Source organism: Allobosea sp. P1_A7, assembly GCF_056406775.1.
This window is the reverse complement of record NZ_JBFTZN010000130.1, coordinates 1-23,220: the sequence shown is the minus strand read 5'-3', so window position 1 is coordinate 23,220 and position 23,220 is coordinate 1. Positions and strand designations below refer to the sequence as shown.

Annotated in this window: 18 protein-coding genes, 1 tRNA gene and 2 pseudogenes; 7 read left to right on the top strand and 14 right to left on the bottom strand. The window is 64.3% G+C overall.

Annotated elements, in window-relative coordinates; all coding sequences use genetic code 11:
- Positions 1-1,286, bottom strand: a pseudogene (locus AC1D34_RS21525) (aspartate-alanine antiporter-like transporter); the annotation flags it as partial.
- Between the two features lie 225 nt (positions 1,287-1,511).
- The gene (locus AC1D34_RS21520) at positions 1,512-3,011 is read right to left on the bottom strand and encodes an FAD-binding dehydrogenase (protein ID WP_476825260.1); all 1,500 of its coding nucleotides are present in this window, start codon (positions 3,009-3,011) and stop codon (positions 1,512-1,514) included.
- Positions 3,012-3,127: 116 nt separating this feature from the next.
- Here AC1D34_RS21520 and recJ point away from each other — a divergent pair, with 116 nt between their 5' ends.
- Positions 3,128-4,930, top strand: coding sequence for a single-stranded-DNA-specific exonuclease RecJ (recJ, locus tag AC1D34_RS21515; protein WP_476825259.1), 1,803 nt, complete (start codon positions 3,128-3,130; stop codon positions 4,928-4,930).
- A 131-nt stretch (positions 4,931-5,061) separates the two neighbouring features.
- A tRNA-Glu gene (locus AC1D34_RS21510) sits at positions 5,062-5,136 on the top strand.
- 249 nt (positions 5,137-5,385) lie between these two features.
- Here the strand turns inward: AC1D34_RS21510 and AC1D34_RS21505 are convergent.
- The 5 genes from AC1D34_RS21505 to AC1D34_RS21485 all read right to left on the bottom strand — a co-directional run bounded on the left by AC1D34_RS21505 (position 5,386) and on the right by AC1D34_RS21485 (position 10,392).
- Positions 5,386-5,838 carry an RraA family protein gene (locus AC1D34_RS21505; protein WP_476825258.1) on the bottom strand — a complete coding sequence of 151 codons (453 nt, stop codon included), beginning with the start codon at positions 5,836-5,838 and terminating at the stop codon, positions 5,386-5,388.
- A gap of 208 nt (positions 5,839-6,046) precedes the next feature.
- The gene (locus AC1D34_RS21500) at positions 6,047-7,561 is read right to left on the bottom strand and encodes a tripartite tricarboxylate transporter permease (RefSeq protein ID WP_476825257.1); all 1,515 of its coding nucleotides are present in this window, start codon (positions 7,559-7,561) and stop codon (positions 6,047-6,049) included.
- Positions 7,562-7,564: 3 nt separating this feature from the next.
- Positions 7,565-8,020, bottom strand: coding sequence for a tripartite tricarboxylate transporter TctB family protein (locus AC1D34_RS21495; protein WP_441490913.1), 456 nt, complete (start codon positions 8,018-8,020; stop codon positions 7,565-7,567).
- A 349-nt stretch (positions 8,021-8,369) separates the two neighbouring features.
- Positions 8,370-9,338: a Bug family tripartite tricarboxylate transporter substrate binding protein gene (locus AC1D34_RS21490; RefSeq protein ID WP_441490912.1), complete on the bottom strand. Its 969-nt coding sequence runs from the start codon at positions 9,336-9,338 to the stop codon at positions 8,370-8,372.
- 49 nt (positions 9,339-9,387) lie between these two features.
- Positions 9,388-10,392: a hydroxyacid dehydrogenase gene (locus tag AC1D34_RS21485; RefSeq protein WP_441490911.1), complete on the bottom strand. Its 1,005-nt coding sequence runs from the start codon at positions 10,390-10,392 to the stop codon at positions 9,388-9,390.
- Positions 10,393-10,519: 127 nt separating this feature from the next.
- Here AC1D34_RS21485 and AC1D34_RS21480 point away from each other — a divergent pair, with 127 nt between their 5' ends.
- The 5 genes from AC1D34_RS21480 to AC1D34_RS21460 all read left to right on the top strand — a co-directional run bounded on the left by AC1D34_RS21480 (position 10,520) and on the right by AC1D34_RS21460 (position 15,404).
- Positions 10,520-11,419 (top strand): LysR family transcriptional regulator, encoded by a 900-nt coding sequence (locus AC1D34_RS21480; protein ID WP_441490910.1) that lies wholly within the window; start codon positions 10,520-10,522, stop codon positions 11,417-11,419.
- Positions 11,420-12,032: 613 nt separating this feature from the next.
- Positions 12,033-13,202, top strand: a complete 1,170-nt coding sequence (locus tag AC1D34_RS21475) for a DUF937 domain-containing protein (RefSeq protein ID WP_476770483.1) — start codon at positions 12,033-12,035, stop codon at positions 13,200-13,202.
- A 55-nt stretch (positions 13,203-13,257) separates the two neighbouring features.
- Positions 13,258-13,755 carry a hypothetical protein gene (locus AC1D34_RS21470; protein WP_476825256.1) on the top strand — a complete coding sequence of 166 codons (498 nt, stop codon included), beginning with the start codon at positions 13,258-13,260 and terminating at the stop codon, positions 13,753-13,755.
- Positions 13,756-13,966: 211 nt separating this feature from the next.
- A complete protein-coding gene (locus tag AC1D34_RS21465; RefSeq protein ID WP_476825255.1) occupies positions 13,967-14,467 on the top strand; it encodes a hypothetical protein in 501 nt (166 codons plus the stop codon).
- Positions 14,468-14,939: 472 nt separating this feature from the next.
- Entirely contained in the window at positions 14,940-15,404 is a 465-nt protein-coding gene (locus AC1D34_RS21460) for a L,D-transpeptidase (RefSeq protein ID WP_441491071.1), read from the top strand.
- A gap of 83 nt (positions 15,405-15,487) precedes the next feature.
- On the opposite strand, the gene AC1D34_RS21455 is transcribed toward AC1D34_RS21460, so the two are convergent.
- The 7 genes and pseudogenes from AC1D34_RS21455 to AC1D34_RS21425 all read right to left on the bottom strand — a co-directional run.
- A complete protein-coding gene (locus AC1D34_RS21455; protein WP_441490906.1) occupies positions 15,488-16,198 on the bottom strand; it encodes a hypothetical protein in 711 nt (236 codons plus the stop codon).
- 871 nt (positions 16,199-17,069) lie between these two features.
- Positions 17,070-17,657 carry a protein-S-isoprenylcysteine O-methyltransferase gene (locus AC1D34_RS21450; protein WP_476776366.1) on the bottom strand — a complete coding sequence of 196 codons (588 nt, stop codon included), beginning with the start codon at positions 17,655-17,657 and terminating at the stop codon, positions 17,070-17,072.
- Positions 17,654-18,883 (bottom strand): hypothetical protein, encoded by a 1,230-nt coding sequence (locus tag AC1D34_RS21445; RefSeq protein WP_476825254.1) that lies wholly within the window; start codon positions 18,881-18,883, stop codon positions 17,654-17,656. The genes AC1D34_RS21450 and AC1D34_RS21445 overlap by 4 nt, the downstream gene beginning before the upstream one ends.
- A 334-nt stretch (positions 18,884-19,217) precedes the next feature.
- Positions 19,218-19,946 carry an IclR family transcriptional regulator gene (locus AC1D34_RS21440; protein ID WP_476825253.1) on the bottom strand — a complete coding sequence of 243 codons (729 nt, stop codon included), beginning with the start codon at positions 19,944-19,946 and terminating at the stop codon, positions 19,218-19,220.
- 346 nt (positions 19,947-20,292) lie between these two features.
- Complete coding sequence (locus AC1D34_RS21435) at positions 20,293-22,320, bottom strand: glycoside hydrolase (RefSeq protein WP_476825252.1); 2,028 nt, start codon at positions 22,318-22,320, stop codon at positions 20,293-20,295.
- 47 nt (positions 22,321-22,367) lie between these two features.
- Entirely contained in the window at positions 22,368-23,051 is a 684-nt protein-coding gene (locus AC1D34_RS21430; protein WP_476825251.1) for a class I SAM-dependent methyltransferase, read from the bottom strand.
- A gap of 42 nt (positions 23,052-23,093) precedes the next feature.
- Positions 23,094-23,220, bottom strand: a pseudogene (locus tag AC1D34_RS21425) (glycosyltransferase family 2 protein); the annotation flags it as partial.

Genomic DNA, 23,220 nt, shown 5'->3' with positions numbered 1-23,220 from the left:
TTGTAGGACCGTGCTGACCGCCTGCAGGCCCGATTGCAGCCCGACGACCGCGACGAACCCGGCGAGGCCGAGATCCCGCAGCAGGGTCGAGGCCGGCGTCGGCATGTTGCCGACCGTCAGGTTGCGACTGCGATACCAGCCGAAGGCGAGGCCGGAGAGCAGGGCGCCGCCGCCGCTGCCGAGCGTCAGCGGGATCGAGCCGATGCGAACGACCAGAAGACCGATCAGCAGGCCGACGACGAGGCCGAAGCCGTGGAAGACGAAATCCGTCTTGTCGCTGGGCAGGATGATGCTGCCGACGATCCGTGCCATGCGCTGCACATCGTCCGACGTGCCGTAGAGGGTGACGACGTCGCCAGGCTCGATCATCGTGTCGCCCTTCAGGACGATCGGCTTGCCGGCCCGCTTGACCTCGATGACATAGATGCCGTGGCGGAGCTGCCCCGCGGTGGCCGCATTGATTTCGGCGACTGTCTTGCGCACGAAATCGGGATTGGTGATCGCGACGTCGCGCGTGACGACGATGACATCCATGCCTTCCGAGGATTGCAGCTCGGGCCCCAACTTGGGAGCCAGCCCGACGACGCCGACCCGTCGGCCGATGACGAGGACGATGTCGCCGGCCGTCAGCGGCAATGAAGGCTGCACCGCAATCAAGGCGCCGCCGCGCTTGACGCGTTCGATGCTGACGGGGGACGGGGCGCTCGCCTCCAGGTCTTCGACGGTCTTGCCGGCTCCGGCCTCGATGCGGAAGATCCGTCCGACGAGATCGGGAGCAGCGGCATGTTCGCCGGCTCCATATATCTTGGCGCCAGCCAGAAGCTCGGTCTCGGCCTTGATCGCGTCGTCGCGGATGGTCCGTCCCATCAGCCAGGGCAGGACGTTGACGCAGACGATGATCGCGCCGAACGAGCCGAAGATATAGGTGACGGCGTAGCCGACCGCGACATTGCCTTGCAGTCGCTGCACCTCTTCCGCTGCGAGGCCGAGCTTTCCGATGGCGGCGCTCGCGGTACCGATGATGGCCGACTGGGTCAGTCCACCGGCCGCGATGCCGGCAGCGAGGCCCTTGTCCAACCCCATCACCCGCGCCAGCACGACGACGGTCGCCAGGCGTCGATGGAGACGCCAACCTGGCTGATCACGACCGCCACAAGCAGAGAGCCGGCGACGCCGCCGAGCTGGAATTTCCCGAACTGGAACTTGCCGATCCAGTATCCGATCGCCAGCGACAAGAAGAGTGCGATCTCGGGGGATTGGTTCAGGACAGAGTGAACCCAGGACACGGAGCCTCCTTGGTATCGACAAAGTCTTCCGCTGAGGAACTTCGCAGCTTCGGCTACGGTTGCAAGCTAAAAGTGCCGGAACGGCATGAGGGCCCTGCATCTGCCCTATGTTTGCGGAACGACATGTCTAAAAAGCGAGGAATGTCGCTGTTCTTCTCGCTTTTCTCTAAATTTGGCCGGGACGCTGCTGTCTCATGTCGCTCAGGGCGAGGTCGCCGGCGCTACTCAGCGAACCGCGCGCGCTGCTTCCTGTCCGGCAATCCTGCCCGAGAACAGGCAGCCGCCAAGGAAGGTTCCTTCGAGTGCACGATAGCCGTGTAGCCCCCCACCGCCGAACCCGGCCGCTTCGCCAGCCGCATAGAGGCCGGCCAGAGGCGATCCATCGTCTCCGACCACGCGCGAAGACAGGTCGGTCAAAAGCCCGCCCAGCGATTTGCGCGTCAGGATGTTGAGGCGCACAGCAATCAACGGGCCGTGCCGTGGATCGAGTATGCGGTGCGGCCTTGCGGTTCGGATCAACCGGTCGCCGATATAGGCGCGTGCGCCGCGCAGAGCCGTCAGCTGCAGGTCCTTGCCGAAGGCGCTGTTGGCCTCGCGGTCGCGTGCTTCGATCTCGGCGCGAAGACGCGCCTCGTCGATCAGGTTGTCGCCCGTCAGGGCATTCATGCGCGCGACGAGGCGCGAAAGCTCCGCCTCGACGATGAAATCCTCGCCCTTGTCCATGAACGCCTGAACCGGACCCGTAATGCCGGCAGTGGCGCGCTCGATCACCTTGCGCCAGCTCTTGCCGGTAACGTCGGGATTCTGCTCCGAACCGGAAAGCGCGAACTCCTTGGCGATGATGCTCCGGTCGAGCACGAACCAGGAATAGTCGAAGCCGGTCTTCATGATGTGCTCGAGCGTTCCGAGCGTGTCGAAGCCGGGAAAGAGCGGCACAGGCAGTCGGTTGCCGCGCGCGTCGAACCAGAACGGGGAGGGGCCGGGCAAGATGCGGATGCCGTGCTTCGGCCAGACCGGGCTCCAGTTCCGGATGCCCTCGACATAGTGCCACATCCGGTCGCCATTGATCAGGCGCGCGCCGGCCGCTTCGGTGACTCCGAGCATCTTGCCGTCGACATGCTCTCCGCGTCCGACCCCGCTCGTCTCCAGGATTTCGCCCTCGACGCCGTCGATCGCGCCTGCACTCTTCGTCAGCCCGGTGACGCGATGGCGGAAGCGCAGCGAAACCAGCCCGCTTGCCGCAGCGTCGCGCACGCGTCGAAGGAAGGGTTCGAGCAGACCGGGGCCGGTGCCCCAGGTGACGTGGAAACGCGGCACCGAATTGCCATGCCCGGTTGCGAGATAGCCGCCGCGCTCCGCCCAGCCGACGATGGGAAACCAGCGGATGCCCTGACGGTGCAGCCAGCTGCGCTTCTCGCCGGCTGCGAAATCGACATAGGCTTTTGCCCAGCGCCGCGGCCACTCGTCCTCCTCGCGGTCGAAGCCGGCCGAGCCGAACCAATCCTGCAGTGCAAGCTCACGTGAGTCGTGAATCCGCAACCGGCGCTGCTCCGGCGAATCGACCAGGAAGAGCCCGCCAAAGGACCAGAAGGCCTGCCCGCCGAGCGACTGTTCCGGCTCCTGGTCGAGCAGGATGACCCTGCGCCCGGCATCGGCAAGCTCTGCCGTGGCGACGAGGCCGGCGAGGCCTGCCCCTATGACGATGACATCTGCATCGAGCGGCATGATCAGCCCCTTCGCCAGGCCATTTCCCCCGCAACCACTATGGCGACACCGTCTGCGGCGACAAGGCGGCCCGGCCCCGGTTGACGAATGGCCCGGGCTGCGCGAACCCCTTGGGTATGAATATGATTGCCCAGCGCCCTTTTCTCGGTGTCACCAGCTCGGCGCTCGGCCGCATCTGGCGTGATCGGCTCGATGCCGCAGKGCTCGGCCGTGCCGAGGCCCTCTCGCAGGTCGAAGGGCTCCCCGATATCGTGGCACGCGTGCTTGCCGGACGCGGCGTCGAGGCTGCCGATGCCATGCGCTATCTCGAGCCGAAGCTGCGCGATCTCCTGCCCGACCCCTCGACCCTGGTCGGCATGGATGCGGCTGCCGCGCGCCTGGCAAGCGCGGTTGCAACACGAGAGGCCGTCGCGATCTTCGGGGACTACGACGTCGACGGCGCCTGTTCCTCCGCCCTGCTGGCGGGTTTTCTGCGCGATGCCGGCGCCCGGCCGCGCATTCACATTCCGGACCGGTTGATCGAGGGGTACGGCCCCAACAGCGAAGCCATCCGCATGCTGGCCGCCGAGGGGGCGACGCTGCTCGTCACGGTCGATTGCGGCACGACCAGCCATGAACCGCTGGCAGAAGCGCGCCGGCTCGGCCTGGATGTCGTCGTGCTCGACCATCACCAGGCGCCTGAACAGCTTCCGCAGGTCGAGGCGCTGGTGAATCCGAACCGGCAGGACGATCTCTCGGGGCTCGGCCATCTCTGCGCCGCCGGGGTCGTTTTCCTGACGCTGGTCGCGACCGCCCGAGAACTGCGTCGGCAGGGCTTCTGGGCGCAGCGTGGCGCCGAGCCGGATCTGCTCGCCTCGCTTGATCTCGTCGCACTTGCGACCGTTGCCGATGTCGTGCCGCTCAAGGGGTTGAACCGCGCCTTCGTCCGGCAGGGCATCGCGATGCTGCGCGGCCGCACGCGGGCGGGCCTCGCGTCCTTGCTCGACGTCGCCGGGCTCGATGGCCCTGTTCAGCCCTGGCATCTCGGGTTCCTGCTCGGGCCGCGCATTAATGCGGGTGGACGCATCGGCGATGCCGGCCTTGGCGCGCGGCTGCTGATGACTGCCGACGAGATCGAGGCGCGCAGCATCGCCGCCGAACTCAACCGCCTGAATCAGGAGCGGCAGGAGATCGAGAAGCTCGCCGTCGAGGAGGCGGTGGCGCAGGCCGAGTACGCCTTGACGAAAGCTGAGGACCTGCCGGTCCTGCTGGCGCGTTCGGCCGACTGGCATCCCGGCATCGTCGGTCTCGTCGCGGCGCGCCTCAAGGAGCGTTTTCGCCGCCCAGCCTTTGCGCTGGCGCAGAACGGGGAGGGCGGCGCGACCGGCTCGGGCCGTTCTGTCGCCGGCGTCGATCTCGGCCGCGCCGTCAGGCAGGCGGTGGACGCGGGGCTTGCGGTGAAAGGCGGCGGCCACGCCATGGCGGCCGGCGTCACGCTGGCCCGGGGGCAGGATACGGCCTTCCATGCCTTTCTCGCCGAACGTCTCGCTCCGGAGGTCGCCCAGGCGCGCGAATCGGAATCGCTGCTCGTCGATGCGGCGATGAGCGCGGGCGGCGCCAATCCCCGCCTGCTGGCGGAAATCGAGAAGGCCGGCCCCTATGGCGCCGGCTGCCCCGAGCCCGTCTTCGTCTTTCCCTCGCATCGCCTGGTCGATGCCGTCGAGATCGGCAGCGGCGGCCATGTCAGGATCAAGCTCCGCAGCGGCGATGGCGCCACGATCGGCGGTATTGCCTTCCGCGTGGCCCAGGAACCGCTGGGCCGTGCGCTACTGGCCGCACGCGGCGAAAGCGTGCATCTGGCCGCAAGCCTCACCCTTAACCGCTGGGGCGGCAAGGAAACCGTGGAAGTGCGGGTGATCGATCTTGCCCGGGTGGTGTGAGCCCATCTGGCCTGTGCATGACTGCTATCTGGCGTCGAGAATTTGCCAAACTCAGGCTTGCCGATCCGGGAATGTCGCACTATAGCTCGCCCCGCTTCCGATGGGTTGCAACGAATTGCAACCGAAGCCTTGCGGCCTTCGTCTATCGGTTAGGACACCAGCCTTTCACGCTGGGGAGACGGGTTCGACTCCCGTAGGCCGCGCCACACTCCTTATGGGGTGTTAAATATCTGAAAAATCGGGATATTCGCTGAAGGGCGGCCGGGACGTGCCTACGATGCCCCCTTGCACCGTGCTGCAGAGGCATCGTGTCAGGTCGCCGACGCAGCGCGTGGGCAGCAGGAGAGGGCCGTGCCGTCGCTTCCCCTTCGTGAGACGATTCTATTGTTGATCTCAGATACGAGCCACTGAGCCCGTCCTCGTGACCATCGGCTCGTCGCCGGGAACGAACGGCGTCATCTCCCCAGGCGGACGAGCCGACCGCGGGGGATGACGACGCGGGTGCAGCTTGCCGCTGTCATCGGCAGGTCGTTCTCGCGGATCCAGGCGGCATCGCGCACTGCTCCGTGGAGCACGATGCCGGCGATGCCACGCGTCTGCGCATGCGAGATCATGAGTTCGYCGATCAGCGAGTTCGTGAGATCGCCACCCGCATCCACGACGATGACATCACCGGGGGCGGCGAGATCGAGCGCCTTGTGGATCATCAGGTTGTCGCCGGGGCGTGTCTTGACGGTGATGGCCGGCCCGGCCATGACGCCGCCGCGATGAAGCGGGCGAAGCGAAGCGCCGCCCGCCGTCATCCGCGACATCGAATCGCTGACATTGGCCACCGGCAACGCGCGGAAACGCGCGATGAGGCTGCTGTCGACCTGGCGGCGACGCTTGAGAATCCGAAATCCGAGCATGAGCTATCCTTTGCTGTCTGCGCCAGCCAGCCGGGGTCGAGATGCATCCGTGGTGGCGCCGAGGGATTGCCCCGTTTGGGGCAATGACGGGCGAGGCCGGCTCGATCACGCTGCGTTTGGACGAAATCGCCAAAACGCAGAAAACGTGATCGAATCTAATAGTTTAGAGCATGCTGCGAAAAGCCGTTGCCACTTTTCGCAGCATGCTCTATGTCGCGCCGGCCTCTTCGCGGTCGACGCGCTCCTTGCCCCGGCGGATCGCGGGCAGGACCATGCTGCCGAGAAGCAGCATCGTCACGATGAGGAAGCCGAGGCTGATCGGGCTGGTGAGGAAGACCGTGAAATCGCCTTGCGACAGGAGCAGAGCGCGACGGATGCTCTCTTCCATCAGGGGGCCGAGCACGAAGCCGRGCACCAGGGGCGCAGGCGGGCAGTCGAGCTTGGCCAGAACGTAGCCGAGCACGCCGATGCCGGCACAGAGATAGACGTCGATCGCGCTGCCGTTGATGCTGTAATTGCCGACCGCGCAGAACATGATGATCGACGGGAAGAGCCAGCGATAAGGCACGCTCAGCAGCCGCACCCAGATTCCAACCAGCGGCAGGTTGAGCGCCACCAGCATGACGTTTCCGATGAACATGCTGGCGATGACGCCCCAGAACAGCTCCGGGTTGCGGGTCATGACCGTCGGTCCCGGCTGGACGCCGTTCATCACGAGCGCGCCGAGGATCAGCGCCATCGTGGCGCTTCCGGGAATTCCCAGCGTGAGCGTCGGTATGAAGGCCGTCTGGGCGGCGGCATTGTTCGCAGCCTCGGGAGCCGCGACGCCCTCGATCGCACCCTGACCGAAGCGCGAGGGATCCCGTGCCAGCTTCTTCTCGAGCATATAGGCCGAGAAGGACGAGATTGAAGGACCGGTACCCGGCAGGATGCCGAAGAACGAACCGATCGCGGTTCCGCGCAGGGTCGGCAGGGTGATCGCCTTCAGATCGGACAGGCTTGGCATAAGTCCGGCGATATTCGCCTTGAAGATGCCGCGCTCTTCTTTTTGCTCCAGATTCATCACGACTTCCGACAAGGCGAATATGCCGACCGCCAGAACCGTGAAGCCGATGCCGTCGGCAAGTTCGGGCAGGCCGAACGTGTATCGTTCCATGCCCGAGTTCACGTCAGTGCCGATAAGGCCGAGGAGCAGGCCCACGACAACCATGGCAAGCGCCTTGAGCATGTCGCCATGCGACAGCACCGATGCCGAAACGAGCCCCATCACCATCAGCGAGAAATACTCAGGCGCGCCGAACTGCAGCGCCCATCCCGCGAGCGGCGTACCGAGCAGCACGATCAGCAGCGTGCCGATGCAGCCGGCAACGAAGGACGAAATCGCAGCCGTGGCGAGAGCTGCCCCGGCCCGGCCGTTCCGAGCCATCTGGTAGCCGTCGAGACATGTCACGGCCGACGACGTTTCGCCCGGCAGGTTGACGAGGATGGCGGTGGTGGAGCCGCCATACTGGGCGCCATAATAGATGCCCGACAGCATGATCAGCGCCGAGACCGGGGGGAGCCCGAAGGTTATCGGCAGCAGCATCGAGATCGTGACCAGCGGCCCGACCCCGGGCAGCACGCCGATCAGCGTTCCGAGCGCGACGCCCAGAAGGCAATAGGTCAGGTTCTGGACCGTCATGGCGACGCCGAACCCGAGCGCGAAATGTTCGAGCATCTCCATGGCTCAGAAATTCCAGGCGAAGAGCGGATAGGGCAGCTTCAGGCCCCAGATGAAGACGATCACGGCGAAAGAGCTCATCACGGCGGTCAGCACGAAGACTTCGCGCAGCCTGAACTCGTTGCCGGCATAGGCCGCGACCAGGAACATGAGCGCCAGCGCGGGCAGGAACCCAAGGCGCTCGATCGTGAAGCCGAACAGCACCATGGCCAGGGTCAGTAGGAAAAGCGGAGCCCAGGACCATGGACCGGCCAGGTTTCCGCCCTGCCTCAATCCCTTGATCAGGATGGCGACGCCGAACGCGATCAGCAGGCCGCTCAGGATTTTTGGGAAATAGCCCGGCCCCATCCGCACCGTGCTGCCGAAGCGGTAATCGAGCGAGATATGGAGCGCGATCGAACCCAGGCCCATGAATAGGAGCCCGGACAGGACATCCTTGTTTCTCATCACATCCGATTTCATCAGGATCTCCATGCTCCGGCATCGGGGTCGCAACGAGCGGGCTTTCGGGGCCACGCCTTGGCGCAAACCCGGCAGCCAAAGGCCTCATTCCCGGATGGTCCCGGCCCTATATTGCCGGGCGAGCCAATCCGAGGATCTTGGTCTGGCTGCAGAGTGTCACGGCAGTTCAGGCCCGACCTTCAGGACCTCGCAATGGCTGCTTCACCGCGCCGATTGCGACCTGCCAGCCCTGAACACCGGAACAGGCGCTGATCGATGCCGCAGTGAGCCGCCTTTCGGGCAGGCGCCCGAGAGTGCAGGCGGCGCCGGCAATCCCGAGCGCAAGGCAATGGCCGCCGCCAACCCGGCCCTAGTCGTCAGCCTTGACGTCGGCGGTTTTGATAACCGCGGTCCATTTCGGCACGTCCGATTTGATCAGGGCGGAGAACTCCTGTGCGGTGCCGCCGATCGCCTCGGCGCCAGCCGCCCTGAGCTTCTCCTTCGTGTCCGGCATCTGCAGGATCTTGTTGATCTCGGTGTTCAGGCGCGCGACGATCGCGTGAGGCGTGCCGGCGGGGGCGGCCACGCCCCACCATGTCACGGCCTCAGAATCCTTGACGCCAAGCTCCTCGAAGGTCGGAACCTCCGGCAGGTCGGAGCTGCGGGCCTTCGCGAAGATCGCGAGCGGGCGCATCGTGCCCTCCTTGATATGAGACATCGCCGAGGGCACCGAGGCGACATAGACGTCGACGCGCCCGCCGAGGAGATCGGGAACGGCCTGCCCTGTGCCCTTGTAGGGCACGTGCAGGAACTTCACCGCAGTCCGCTGCTGCAGCAACTCGCCGGCAAGATGCGAGCTGGTTCCGACGCCGGGCGTCGCGAACTTAATGGCGTTGGGCTTGTCCTTTGCTGTGTTCAGGAGATCCCTGACCGACTTGATCGGCGAATCCTTGGCGACGACCATCACCTGCGGCGCCGACGCGGTGAGCGCGATCGGGGTGAAATCCGCGATCGGGTCGTAGTTCGCCTTTCCGAGGATTGGGTTGATGACCATGTTGGCGTTCTGCGCCAGCACGATCGTATAGCCGTCGGGCTTGGCCTTGCCGGCTAGGCCTAGGCCGACGCTGCCGCCGCTGCCGGGCTTGTTCTCGGGCACCACCGTCCAGCCGGTCGTTTCGCTGAGCTTGGCCGCCACGACCCTGGCCACGACATCGGTCCCGCCGCCGGGAGGAAATGGCACGATCATCCGGATGGCCTTGTCCGGATATTGCTGCGCATGCGCCACCGACGTCAGCGCCGATAGCGCCAGTCCCGCGAGGGCTTTGTAGGCAATCCTCATGTTCGTCTCCTCCCGGTTGTTTCTGTTTGCCCGGCTTCGTGCGCCAGGTTCATTCCGCAGCGAGTTCCGCGAGCCTTGCCAAGCTGCGTGCATCGGCTGCGTTGCCGTCCAGCACCGAAATGACGTGCTGGGCCGCGATTTCTGCCATGGCCTTGGCCGAACCCTGTGTCACGCCGGCGATATGCGGGGTCACGATCAGGTTGGGCAAAGTCCAGAGCGGGTTGTCCTTGGCTGGCGGCTCGAGCGCGAAACTGTCGAGGCCGGCGCCGGCGATCCTGCCCTCGCGCAGCGCCTCAAAGAGAGCCGGCTCACTGATCAGGCCACCGCGCGCCGTGTTGACGACGAAGGATGTCGGCTTCATCAGGCCGAAGCGCTCCGCATTGAGGAGATTTCGCGTCGCGTTGGTCAGCGGGCAATGCAAGCTGACGATATCGGCTTCCGCGAGCAGGCTTTCCAGATCACGATTGCCCCCGTTTCCAAACTGCGCGATCTCGCGTTGGGCATGGGGGTCGTGCATGATCACGGGCATGCCAAGCCCGGTGGCGATCCGCGCGACCTCCTGGCCGATCGCGCCGAAGCCGACAAGGCCCATCACGGTGCTGGCGATGTCCCGCCCTAGGAAACTGGGCTTCGGCCACTCGCCACCCTTCACGGCCCGATCGAGGCGAGGAATGTCCTTCAACAACGCCAGCGACAGCGCGATCGTGTGTTCGGCAACGGCGCGCGAGTTCGAGCCCATGGCGCGAATGACAGGGATATTCCGCGATGCCGCCGCGTGAAGATCGATGTTGTCGACGCCGACACCGTGCTTCGCGATGACCCTGAGCCTGGGCGAGGCGGCGATGATCGTGTCATCGACGCGGCCCTGTCGGACGATCAGCGCATCGACCTGCAGCTCGGCAACCCGCTGGGCCACGAGATCCGGCGCGGCATAGGCGGGCGAGAAGAAGACATCGACGTCATGGGCGTTGAGAAGCTGGATGGCGCCTTCGGCCAACCGGTCATGCGTGACAAGCACGCGTCTGCCACGCGTGGCGACACGGGTATCGATCATCGGTGCGTTTCCTCGTGGCGCTTTCTGTCCCCGGGTGATGCCAGGTGCCGCGCCTTCCCCAACACTATTGACCGATGGGCAGCCACTCGTATGCTGAAATAATGACATATATCGATGATCTTTCCGCATGAAACATCCGATCGACGGGGTCGAGGCGTTCATCCAGATCGCCGAGCTCGGCAGCTTCAACAAGGCGGCCGAAAAGCTGCATGTCACCCAGACCGGGCTGACGCGCCGCATCCAAAGGCTCGAGAGTCATGTCGGCCTCAAGCTGCTGGACCGCACGACCCGCACGGTGGCGCTGACGAGCATCGGCCGGGAGTTCCTGCCGGAGGCCAAGCGCATGGTCGACGAGGTCGGCCGATCCTTCGACCGGCTGAAGACGATCTCGCGCTTTTCTACAGGCGACATCGCGATCGCCTCGGTACCGTCGCTGATGTATGGGCGCCTGCCGCGCATTCTGCGGACCTATGCCGTGCAGCATCCGCATAATCGCGTCGAGATCCTCGACCGGACCAGCATCCTGGTCATCGAAGCAGTGCGCCGACGCCAGGCGGAGTTTGGCCTGCATGTGCAGCCGCCGAACCAGCCGGACCTCCATAACGAGGTCCTGGTTCGCGATCCCTTCGTCGCCTATTGCCGCACCGACCACCCGCTCGCCGGAAAAGCGGCCATAGCCTGGGCAGAACTTGCGGATTTCGACCTGATCACGCTCGGCGGCAGCAGCGGCAACAGGCTGCTCATGGAAGCCCAGCTCGCCCGCTCAGGCATCGAGGTCAGGACCAAGTTCGTCGTCGAGTACTTCTCGAGCGCGATCGGGCTGGCGTCCGAAGGTCTGGGCGTGGCGATCCTGGTCGCCTCGATCGTCGAGAACCTGCGCCCGGACCTCGCCCAGATCCCGCTGGTGGACCCCGTCATCGACCGGCCAGTCTCCGTGATCCGGCGGCACGGGGAAACGCTGACCCCGGCGGCACAGGCGCTCTATAGCCTGATCGCGCGCGACCTGGGCCCTCTCGGCGGCGCGTGAGGGGAACGCCATTCGTGCGGCACTCATTCCGATCGGTCTCATCCGGGTGCCGAAGGGAGCCTCCGCTGCGAGGGGTCTAGCCCGTTGGACGTGGCCGCATCTCACAGTGACTGACTCAAGTGGAGGCGCATTCCGCGACGACCGGAGTGACACCCGAGGTTATGCGTTCATGAACGCTGGGGGAACTCGCCCCACTGCTGGCCGCTGGTCCGCTGCGAACCGATCAGCGAGCAGTCAGGTCTTCTTAATTGCGGCCAAGCCTGCAAGGGTGTAATCTCGCCGAGCGCTGATACTGCTGCGCAGTTGCCATTCCGCGTGCCTGTTGCCGATTGGAATGACGCTTGAGCGATACTTGTGCCGTAAGTTCTCATCAGAGAAAAGAGCACCCTCATTCTGTAATAACATCCCTGCCGAGCTGCTCGTCCGGGATCAGGCGCAGTGCCTTTTCTCGGTAGTGACGATCGTTTATCGGTCTCAATTCCGTATCCATACTTCGCTTGAGGCCAAATTTCCGACAGTAAATTGAAATAATTCAATCTTATACGACGATATAACCTGCAGAAATTTCTCGTATTGGCGTGTTCATGCGTCTACTTCAGCGGAGTAACCCGCCATGAGCATCAATCTCGTATCAATCATCATGCAGTTCCTGTCGCCTGATCTGATGTCCAAGCTGGCTGCATCATTGGGCGTGGACCAGTCTTCGGTTGGCAAGGCGACCAACGCCGCTGTCCCCGGCTTGCTGGCGACGCTTACGGGTGTCGCATCCACGCCGGAGGGATCACGCAAATTGTTCGACACGGTTTCGCAGCAGAATCCGGGAATGCTTGACAGTCTCGCCAGCATGATCGGCGGCTCTGACCAGAAGACAGTCGCCGACAGCGGTACGAATATGCTCTCCTCGCTCCTCGGAGGTTCGGCGATGTCCGGACTTGCTGGCGCGATCTCGAAATTCGCGGGCCTCGGCGGCGGGGCAAGCTCCTCGTTGCTTGGCCTTTTGACGCCGGCCGTGATGGGAGCACTGGGGCAACAGAAGTCGGCGGCGGGATTGGATGCGTCAGGCCTCGCCCAGATGTTGACGTCACAGAAGGCGAACATCTCGGCTGCCTTGCCCGCGGGCTTTGCTGACATGCTTGGCAAAGCTGGCCTTCTCGGCGCTGTCGGCAGTGGCGCGAGCACTGTCGCGGACACTGCAAGGTCGACAGCGTCCACGACCGGCGCCATGGCCGATCGTGCGGCGGCACAGGCGAGAACCGGCGGAATGCCGGGGTGGCTGACATGGGCCTTGCCGATCCTTGCGGTGCTTGCGGTAGGCTGGTGGTTCTTCGGGCGTCATGCGCCCGTCGTCGTTGAACAGCCCAGGCCTGTGGCAACTCAGCCGGTGCTGCCGGCTCAAACCGCTATTGGACAGGCAGGCGCCGTGGCAACGCAAGCGCTGCAGTCCCTGCAGAACGTGACTGCCGGCGGCGTAAACGTCGGGACCGAGATTCAAACGGCGATTGATGGGCTCGCAAGCACGCTCAAGGGCGTTACGGACGCGGCCTCAGCAAAGGCGGCGCTGCCACGGTTGCAGGGCGCGGCAGCCCAGTTCGACAAGGTCAACGGTGTGGCCAGTCAGCTGCCTGCCAGCAGCCGCTCCGCGCTGACGGCCTTGATCGGCGCCGTCAGGCCGTCGCTGGAGGACCTGTTCACCAAGGTGCTGGCGATCCCCGGCGTGGCCGAGATCGCCAAGCCGACGATCGATGGTGTGCGGGCGAATCTCGACGCGCTGGCGCGGGCCTAGCGCGAGGCAGGCCGTTCGTGATGTTTCGATAGCGCGCCCAGCGCAGGAGGCCGTGATGGCGATCAAGGCGAACTTTGGAGCAGATGAATGGAAATTGATCCTGGGCAGCCCGCTATTGGCCGGCATGGCGGTCACGCTTGCCGAGCCTAACGGGCTGTGGGGCGTGTTCAAGGAGAGCCTGGCCAGCGGGCGTGCGCTTCTGAGCGCCAGGAGCGACGCGGACGCGGGCGAGCTTGCGAAAGCCAYTGTTGCCGACATGGAGAGCTCGGAAGGGCGCGGCGAGGCACGCGAGTCGCTTCGCGCCGAACTGGCAGGAAAGACCCCGGCAGATGCGAAGCAGAGCATTCTGGCAATGCTGACGCGCGTAGCGCAAATCGTCGACGCCAAGGCCCCGACCGAAGCTCCARCATTCAAGACATGGCTCTCGCATGTGGCAGAGACGGTGGCGGAGGCCTCGAGCGAAGGCGGCTTCATGGGGTTTGGGGGAACCCAGGTCAGCGCGGCGGAGAAGGCCACCCTGACCGATGTGGCAAAGGCGCTGAGCGCCGCTTGAGTGAGACGCATCACGCAAGCGCATGCGTGAATGAGATAGGAGATTGACTGAGTTGCCAGGGAGCGCTGCACGGCGGCGCAGCCCATGAGCCCTTTCGAAGGGCGGGAGAGTTGGCCTGGGTGCAATCCGGCCCGCGGCGCAATGAGTCGAAACCGTCGTCGCAGGCTTGGGGTGCAGCGTGCCCAGGCGATCAGTTCGCGAGGATGGGCCGATGAAACTTGCGCGAAGCTGTAGGCTGCTCATCATTGGCATGACCAGCTTTCTTGTGGCCCAGCCCGCCCAATCCGCCGGTCTCCTGGATGACCTGGCGCGCGCGCTGTTCGGGCAACCCCGGCCGCCCCCGCAAGTCTATTTCGTTCCACCCGCGCCGCTGAGCGTGACCGTCCACCCCAAGCGGCGGCAGCAACTGCGCAAACTCGTGGCGTCCAAGCCGACCGCGCCGGTGGTCAAACTCGATCCGGCCGTTGATCCATACTGGTATCTGGATGACCCGACCTTGCGGCGCGGCGATATCGTCGTGACCCATGCGGACGTGCTGGTCTTCGAGGGCCGCGCCAGCCAGAGCCATCGCGCCAGCGATTTCACGGCCCTCAACCGATCCCGGCTCGTGTCGAAAGCGACGCAGCAGCGGGTTGGCGCGGCTACCGGCGCCCACACGTCCGTGCCGCCAGCGGGCGTTCAAACGATGGCGGCTCGCGACCCGGCAAACTGATCCGCAGTCACTCGTGGCGTTGTTCGCAGTCGGTCCCGGCGCGCTGAATATCCTGCTGCGCAGTTCGTGCCCCGCGCAGACCACTGAGGCCCCGTATCCGAGCCGCCGCGTGCGGTGACCGGCTGGCGGGCAGTCACAAAGCTGCGACGGTGCGGAAGGCGTCGTCCTGGCTCCGCCGCCGGGGGCGCTGCCCTGGCATCGAAAACAATGTAGAATGCGACCGTGTCCACCCCGGCATGACACTCTTAACTGTCATCATGCCGCACATGGGTGAGAGCCCGTCACTCCGACCTCATTGGTTCCCGGGAGCGTGCGTAAAACTGCGCGTTACACTTCCTCTGGAGTAAACCCAAATCATGCACTAATAATCAACCAGACCTTGGTATGAACCGATCGTTGAAGTCGTCGCGACGCAGACGATCTGAGTGCAGGAAGCTTGGCAGTGCTCCGGACATGCATCGTACTCGCGGCCATGATGGTCGCAATCCCAGTCAGTGCTCGCGAAACCGTTACATATAAGGGAGATGGGACGCCAGGCGCCATCGTCATCAAGACAAAGGAACGGCGGCTTTACCTGGTGCAGGGAGACGGAACCGCCATTCGCTACAAGGTGGCGGTCGGGAAGTCATCCAAGCAATGGCTCGGAGCGGTCGAGGTCGAGGGTAAGCATGTTGCGCCTGCCTGGTCGCCTCCCGATGAGATCAAGCGGGACAACCCAAGTCTGCCGGACGTCATCCCGGGAGGCTCCCCACGAAATCCGATGGGAGCGCGCGCGCTCACATTGTCCGGCGGAGGTCAGTACGCGATTCACGGCACTAACAGGCCGGATTCCATAGGCACCTTCGCGTCCTATGGCTGCTTTCGCATGTTCAATGACGACATCGTCGATCTGTTCGACCGCGTCGCCGTCGGTACGCCGGTTATCGTCCTGCGCTGACAGGCACGCGCGCAGCGCCTTTCGGCGTTGCCACCCGCTGCTCGTCGCGCATATGCGAATGAACAGCGGGATGACCTCGCGGCTTACTGCTGAAGGGATGCCGGCATTGCGTCGTCTCTGGCGCGCCCGGCGTTGACCGCGCGCAGGCTGGCGATGTACTCAGCGGGGTAGAGCATTGTATTGTCAGGGGCCTTCAGGCCCATGTACTGCGCAACTTCGCCAACCCATCTGTTGCAGTTATAGAGCACGGCATGCCAAGCCGTCGGCTTCCGCTGCTTCTGCCTGATATAGGCTGCTACCCGTTGATACTGGGCTTCGGTCAACAGAACCCGGTACCGCGCCGAGATGTATTCATCCTCCAGGTCGCCGTCGCTGGGGCCTGTCTCCGCTGGAACGGGAAGGACGTGCCCGACAGACCAGAGCTGCGGGCCTTCGCCGGCCGGATGCAGGCCGGCAACCTGATCTGCCCGAACCTGGCCGACTTCGCCCCGCGCGTTCAGCCGGCCATAGACGAGAAAGGTATGGCCGTAGCTCAGTGCATAGCGCGACCGAAACTCGACGAAGTACTGACCGCTTCGCTGGTCAGCCTGCCGTCGGGAGTGCCGGGATGCCGTCCTGCCGACCGAGCCGGTCGGCCGTGGGTCGGGCGCGATAGCCTCATCGCTGGCCTCGGGAGGAGGCAGGTAGCGATCCTCCTGGGCACTGGCAGGAGCCAGCCAGAGAGGCAAAGAAATGGCAGCAGCACAAGCAAAGAGAATGCTGGCACGCGCCAGATTGTTTGATTTGTTCCGCATCGCAGAGCTCCGGTTTCCGGAAGAAGAACAGCCTCGGCGATAGGCACGACAACAGCAGTAGCCGTGTCATCAAACTCCCGGAAGAGTTTCTAATCAAATGAAGAAAACGGCCGGATTGTTCCGGCCGTTTTCAGAATATCGAGCGTCAGCCCTTCGTAACGATCGGAGAAGCAACTGGAGGGGGAGCCTTCCCCTTGCCCTTGCCAATACCATAAGTGGTGCAGCCACCAACGCCCACCAACGCAACGGATACAGCCAAGATCATAAGCTTTTTCATTGATTCGCCCTCGTTGAGAACATTGCAACTATGACTGAAACAAGTTCGGCTACTAGTGCGGATGCGCAACACCAAACCCACTTCCTTGCCCCGGATCGCGGCAGTGCGGCACAACGTCGAGTATTCCAAATATCCTCAGCACTTTCAATCGGCTAAGGCCGGGTTTTGCTGGAGCGAAGACGTTCGTGGTTTCCGGGGGCTGAACCGTCCGAAGGTGCTCTAGCGTCCTCGATGCTTCGCTCATTGTTCCCGAGCAACGCCCTTGACCGCTGGAGTTCATTCTTCGTCCAGGCGAAGTCGAGTCATGCAAGGTCGAAGCTAGAGAACTCTTAGCCCGCCGCCAGAATAGACATGGATCCTTCGCCGCACAGCGTACTGGTAGCGACAATATCGCCACCAACGCGCGACGAGCGCATCGGTATGTCACCTGACCTTCATCACTCGGTTGACCGGGCCGATCGCAAAGGCGGTTCCCTTGCGGAGTACTCGGCAAAATGCCTGGGCAGATCCGGCGTTCTCCGCCGCTGCACCCTCTTGGGAGCCAGAGCGACGGAGCCCTCTGCGCGCGCAGGTCGCGAGACTGTGACCTTGCCCTCAGGCGTGGAACCTTGGCATGACGCGCCCGGTCCGCGCCATGTAGTCGCCATATTCCGCACCGAACGCATCGAGCATCAGGCGCTCTTCCTGGCCGACGCGGAAGAAGTACAACGTTCCAAAGCCGACCAGGCCGGACAGCCCGGCGATAAAGTTGGGCAGCAGAAGAGCCTGGGCAATCGCCCACAGCCAGAACGCCGAATACATGGGGTGCCGGACATAGCGGTACACGCCCTCCGTCACGAGCCGATGGCTCTCGCGGAGATCCAGAGACACGGACCAGTTGCGGCCGAGAGCCCGGTGCGTGAGGTGGAACAGGATGAGCGCCGCGATCGTGGCGAAGGCTCCGAGCCAGGCGAGAGCCGGCTGGAACGGGTAGTTCGCAAAGCGCGGGAATCCGGTCGCGACATAGATGAACGGCAAGAGTCCAAGGCCCGTGAACGAAATGCTCAGCAGGATGATTTCCCGCAACCCGCGAGCGCTCCGGGAAACCGGGGTCCGGCGGGCGCGTCGCTCATGCGGAATGCGGATGATGTACCAGCCAACGGCAAGCAGGGCGTAGATCGCCTTGGCGATGCTCAGGGTCATCGCTTGGCGACCTCGGTGCTGTGATCGCCCGTCAGGGCCGGGGAGGGGGAAACGAGAAATCGACCGTCGGCATCGAGTGCTTGCATGGCACCTTCCTTGGCATTGACCTGTTGTTCTGCAAAGAGCGGCCCGCAGACGAACATGAAATAATCATACGGCGCGCGCCGATCATTGCCCCTGACGAACTGGCAATGCATCCGGTACCAGTTCTTGCGAATGCGGGGATAGCGGGCCGGATCAATCATGCGCCTGATGCTGACGCTGCGAATGATCGGTGAGCCCGTGGCGGCCAGACCCATCAGCGGCAGAGGATCGGCCCGGTAGAAATTCATCACGTCCGAGCGCGCCTGGTAGTCGGCCCAGAACACGGCGCGGCAGGCGCTCACGCGCTCAACCGCGGCGCGGAAACGACGGGCGGCGCGATGAAGCCCGATCTTGAGGGTCGACGATCCAACGGAAAGAAACGTGAGGCGAGGACGGTCGTCCTGCTCCTCGAGCCCGAGCTCGATGGCGTGGTCGATGAGATCGATCGCAAGCACGGCTCCAAGGCTATGTCCGACGACGAGAATCTCGTCCACCGAGCCGCTGCGCCTGGCCTCGACAATTTCGGCAGCAACGCGTCGCAGGCGCCCTTCGAGGATCGGATCGCCCCGCCGGATGTACTGGCGGGCAAAGATCCAGTCGTCAAAGAGAAGCCCCAGATAAACCCAACGATCGGCGGCGAGAAACAAGAGGAGGAAGGCGCCGATTGCTGCCAGTGCTCCAATCGCGCTGGAGTCGGTAGCTCGCGCCAGGGCCACCCCGCCAGCAAGCGAAAACGCAGCAATGATCGCCAGAATCAAGAATGGATAGAGGAAGAACATCGCGTAGCGCCAACTGGCGCGCAGATAGCCCCAGAGCGCTCCGGCCACGATAAAATCGACGAAGGCGAGGAGACCCTGAGGAATGCGCCACCATATCGGGCGCCTGTTCGTGGCTTCCACCACATCGTCCCATCTGATTGCGCAATACTCGGTTTCGACCCGCCAGTTGGGGCCGGTCGTGAGCACTTGCCAGGTCGAGACGTCATCACTGTTGGTAGGCTCCGACGAAACCACGGAGGCCGCCCACGCACGCTCAAAACGTCGCGTTTCCCTGACAAAGCGACCATGCACGACCGCGGGCTGCGCATGATCGTAGCCGCCGATGTGATACACGCGACGCCTGAAAACATTCGAATCCGCCATCGCCGGCTATCCTGCTCCCAATGCGTGGCCTGCGCTGTTTGTTAGTGGATCGCCGGCACTTGCGCCAGCGAGCAGCGATTCAACCGAGGGCGCAAGTGGACGACGCAGACGACGTCACTTTGTGTTCGCGAAAGGCGATCGGCCCCTTCGTACGAGCAGAAGCTCCCATTTCCCAGGACGTAGAGGCTCTCCGCCGGGGTATTGGCTTATGGAATGAGTGACCGCGGATGAAGCGCTCGGCGAGGGCGTGCCGTCATGAGGCGGGCATGATCGGGCAGGCAGTCGCGGTCCTTCTGCCTGATTCGCTCGAACAGTGTCCGCTGCGTATAGGGTGCTACCGCCCGGTCCCAGCATAGCCGAGCCCGCGCGATATCTCGTCTGCGGCCTCCATGACCTGCTCCGCCATGAGCTTGATCATCTCGGGTGTCAGCCGGGTCGATGGCCCCGATACGCCAACCGCAGCCTCGACCACGCCGTCGGCGCGCCTGATCGGGGCCGCCAATCCATAGACGGCGCCGCGCCATTCGCCGAGGTTGACGGCATAGCCCTGCGAGCGGACCGCTGACAGTTCGTGCTCGAGCCCTTCAAGGCTATTGATGGTCCTTGGCGTGAAGGCGAGAAGATTTCGCCCAATCTCTTCGATGACATGCGAGGGTTGAAACGCGAGAATCGCCTTTCCGATCGCAACCGCGTGGGCCGGAGCCTTGCCGCCGACATCGGAGCTGGCATGAAGCGGCTCGGGGCTATCGATTTTATCGATATAGATCACATCGGCCCCAGCGAGGACCGACAGGTGCACGGTCTCGCGCGTGCGCAGGGCGAGTTCGGAGAGGTGGCGCTGCGCTTCCCGCTTCAGCTCAAGTCGGGCGAACAGGCCGACACCCAGCCCCCACAATTTCAGTGATAGCCCACACCGCCCAGTGTCGGGCTCGCGGGCGAGATAGCCCGCATGCTCAAAGACGGCCAAAGCGCTTTGAACGTGGCTTTCGCCCAGTTCGGTCTGCTCCGCCAGATCACGAACGCTCCTCGGCTGATCGCTCTTGGCCAAGGCTTCAAGAATCATCAGGCCGTCTTGAAGTGTTCTGTCCATAGGGCGGGGCACCAGACTCCCAGATCCGAACGGCATTCCAGACGTCAGGGCGCGTGTCGTTCACGCTCTCCTGCCGATTTCAGCCAGTATTCATGTCTGCAACACCATGAAACCTGCCYGAAACAACAGTGAAGAGCAAGGGCAGCGACGGACCGCGAGAGCCTCCCGTTGCGAGGACCAGACGGTGCTTGTACGGCCGGTGCGTCAGGATGTCGTGGCCGGCTAAGTTGAGCCCGGCGAAGAGCGGTTTCAGGTCCGGGCGCCACTCTCGAACCAGAGAGGCGGCCGGCATCGAGGGCCAGCGGGCTCGGCAGCGCCGTCAGCTTTCCATGAGCTCCAGCAGGAAATAAGTCGTCGGGCCGGTCGGGAGATCGTTCGACAGGCGAAAGGAAACCGGGCCTGCGCCACGGGTGATCGGCGGGTTCACCGTTCCGTCGAGAGAGACAGGTGAGAGCTGCCATCGCGGCGCCGTCCTGGCCAGGGCGACGAGGCCGTCACCTTCCGCGGCGTCGACGCTCATCGTTCCCAGCCTGGCCGGCAGGCTCTGCGCGGAGAAGGCGAGGGCCTCCGTCGCGGGCGTCGAAACGCGCAGCTGCCGGCTTGGGCGGCTCAGGACGATCTCGCCGGTGTCGCTCTGGTAGAGCCCCGCCGCGATATCGGTGGCATTTCCTTGCGGGAGCGCGCCGCTCTTCTTCAGCCTGTCGATGATCGCAGCCGCGCGATTGGCGTCCCGAGGCTGAAGGACTGCGATCTGTTCGCCGATGCGGTCGGCGGCCTGCAATCCGATCCGCCCGACCAGAGCCAGATCCGTCAGTTTCTCAGGCTCGCGGGCCTGCATGTCCGGGCCGAGATCATCCTCGCCGCGAACCGCGAACGGGATCGTGATCCGGGAGGTGGAGACATCGCCGCGCCTGAACAGGAGTGCGGAGAGGGTCTCGCCGGCGCGGGCCACGGGGTCGAGTGCGATCGCGTAGGGCAGCATGGCCCGCTTGTGCGGATAGGGCTCGCCATAGGCGAGAATGATCGGGCCGTGGGCGTGCCGGCAGAGCACGTCCCAGCCCTGCAGTGCGGCATAGGCCGGAAAGACGAGCCCGCCCTCGTAGCGATAGCGATTCCAGAACAGGTGATCGTATTCGCTGACGATGAACGGTTTTCCGAGCCAGCGCGCCGCCGCGATCATACGCATCGCATTGGCGCCGTCGCCGACCGAGCTCTGCTGGAGCAGCTTGCTGCCGGGCGCATAGCCCCCGATCCAGTCGTGATAGGTATTCATCGTTACGGCTTCGAGGCCACGCCTGCTGAGGGCGGTCTGAATCGTCGGCCAGTTATTGTAGGTGCTGATCAGGCCCTTGTAGCCAAGCGTGCGTAGCGCCTGGCTCATCCTTGCGGCGGATTCGGTCTCGACCTCGATGAAGAAGGCCTGCAGGTCGCGCATGCGCGCGCTATCGGCGTAACGGTTGCCGGGCAGTGCGATCGAGCCATTCTCCAGTCGCTCGGTCCAGCCGAGCCCGCCCCAGGCCTTCGGAAGAGCAGCCGTCGACGCATAGCGCTTCGCCAGCCAGCGATTGAAGGGGGCCGCGAGCATCGCGTCATACGGTGGCTTGCCGGGCCGGTCGTGCACGACGCCCTCGAACTCGATGCCGTTCTCATTGACCAGGATGACCAGCGCCAGCGCATCGTCATGGATCGGCGCGATGCCGGTATGGGGATTGACCCGCGCGAGGAATTTTTCGGTGAAGGTCTTCCAATGGGCGAGGGCGGCGTCGTCGAGATGCAGTGCGAGCTTGAGGTTGCCGGCTGGATCCCAGCGGTCGTCATAGCCGCCATAGGCGCCGCGCCACGAGGTCATTCCGTCAATGATCCAGTAGATGCCATTCCGCTTCAGCGCGGCGAGCAGATAATGGATGCGGTCGAGCGTGTCGGGGTCGAAATCGAAATCCTTGCCGCGGCCAGACATCAGCGATGCGTCAAGGAAGGTTAGCCGGGCGATGTTGTAGCCGTGGCGCGCGAGCTGCTCTGCGTAGCGGTCGGCCCCGGCGCGATCAGGGAAGCCGCCCGAGGCAGGGCTCCATGCCAGAGAGGCGCAGAACAGGCGTTCCGGTTCTTCGGGCGCCTGGGCGAGGGCGAGACGGCCGTCCTGCCGCGCCACCACCCGCTGGCCCGCGCCGATGGAGCCCTTTGGCCCGATCGCCCGGCTGGGCAGGAGCGCGGAGAAGTCGAGCGGGCTGCCGGGGCGGATCTCCAGCGACACTTCGCGAACGGGCAACCATTGGTCGGCGGCGATGGCGCAAGGCGCGGTGGCGGTAAGCGCCAGCACCGCAGCCAATGAGGAAAGCAGTCTCTTCATGTCGACCAATCCCTATCCGGCGAACCCTGGACGATTCCGCTGCGCCTTCAGGGCCGCGACGGGCCGTGCAGGATGTAGGATTTGGTGAGGCCTGCGATCTTCTCCCGGACCAGATTCGCCTCAGGCGCATAGGAGCGGAACTCCTTCAGGGTCAGGATCTGGATCTCCTCGAAATACTCCCGGATGTGCTCCTCGGAGGGTTTGGACAGGAAGCGCCACGGCGACAGCCTGACGGCATGGCGGGCGAGCGGACGCGGCAGCCAGTGGAGGGCTGGGCAGAAGAAATGCGGTTCGATTGGGAAGACGAAGGCCGGCGTCTGGATGAAGTAGTAGTTCGAGACACGGTTGATCTCGCGCACGAGATTGGCTCGTTTGGCCGGCGGCACGTGCTCGATCACCGAGTTGCACACCACCACGTCGAACGACTTGTCCTCGAAGGGAAGGCGGTCTCCGTCATAGACGATGACCTTCACATCGCCGAACGAGCCGGTGAACGAGCGCGCCTGGCCGTCGTCGCGGATATTGACCAGCGTCAGGTCCTTGGGAACGTCGGCCGGGTCGAGCTTTTCCCAGAAGTGCCTGGAGCCGCCGACGTCGCAGACCTTGAGCGAGGTGAATTCGGGGATGGTCTCCCGAAACAAGCCGCCGCGCCTCCTCCGGAAATATTCCGACGAGGAATGCACGATCCGGTCCCAGAGCGGAACATTCTTCTCCACAGTGTCGTCGGTCATGAAGGGAGCTTTCCTGAGGTGTTCGTGGCTCGGCTGCGCCCGTCAGGCGGCCGTTCTCGCCGGTTCATGGATGATGCGGCTCTCGATCGGCGCGGCAGGGGGGCGCCGCCGCCGCAGGAAGCCCACAGGCAGCGCTGCGGCGTGGAAGAACCAGGCGACAACGGTGTAG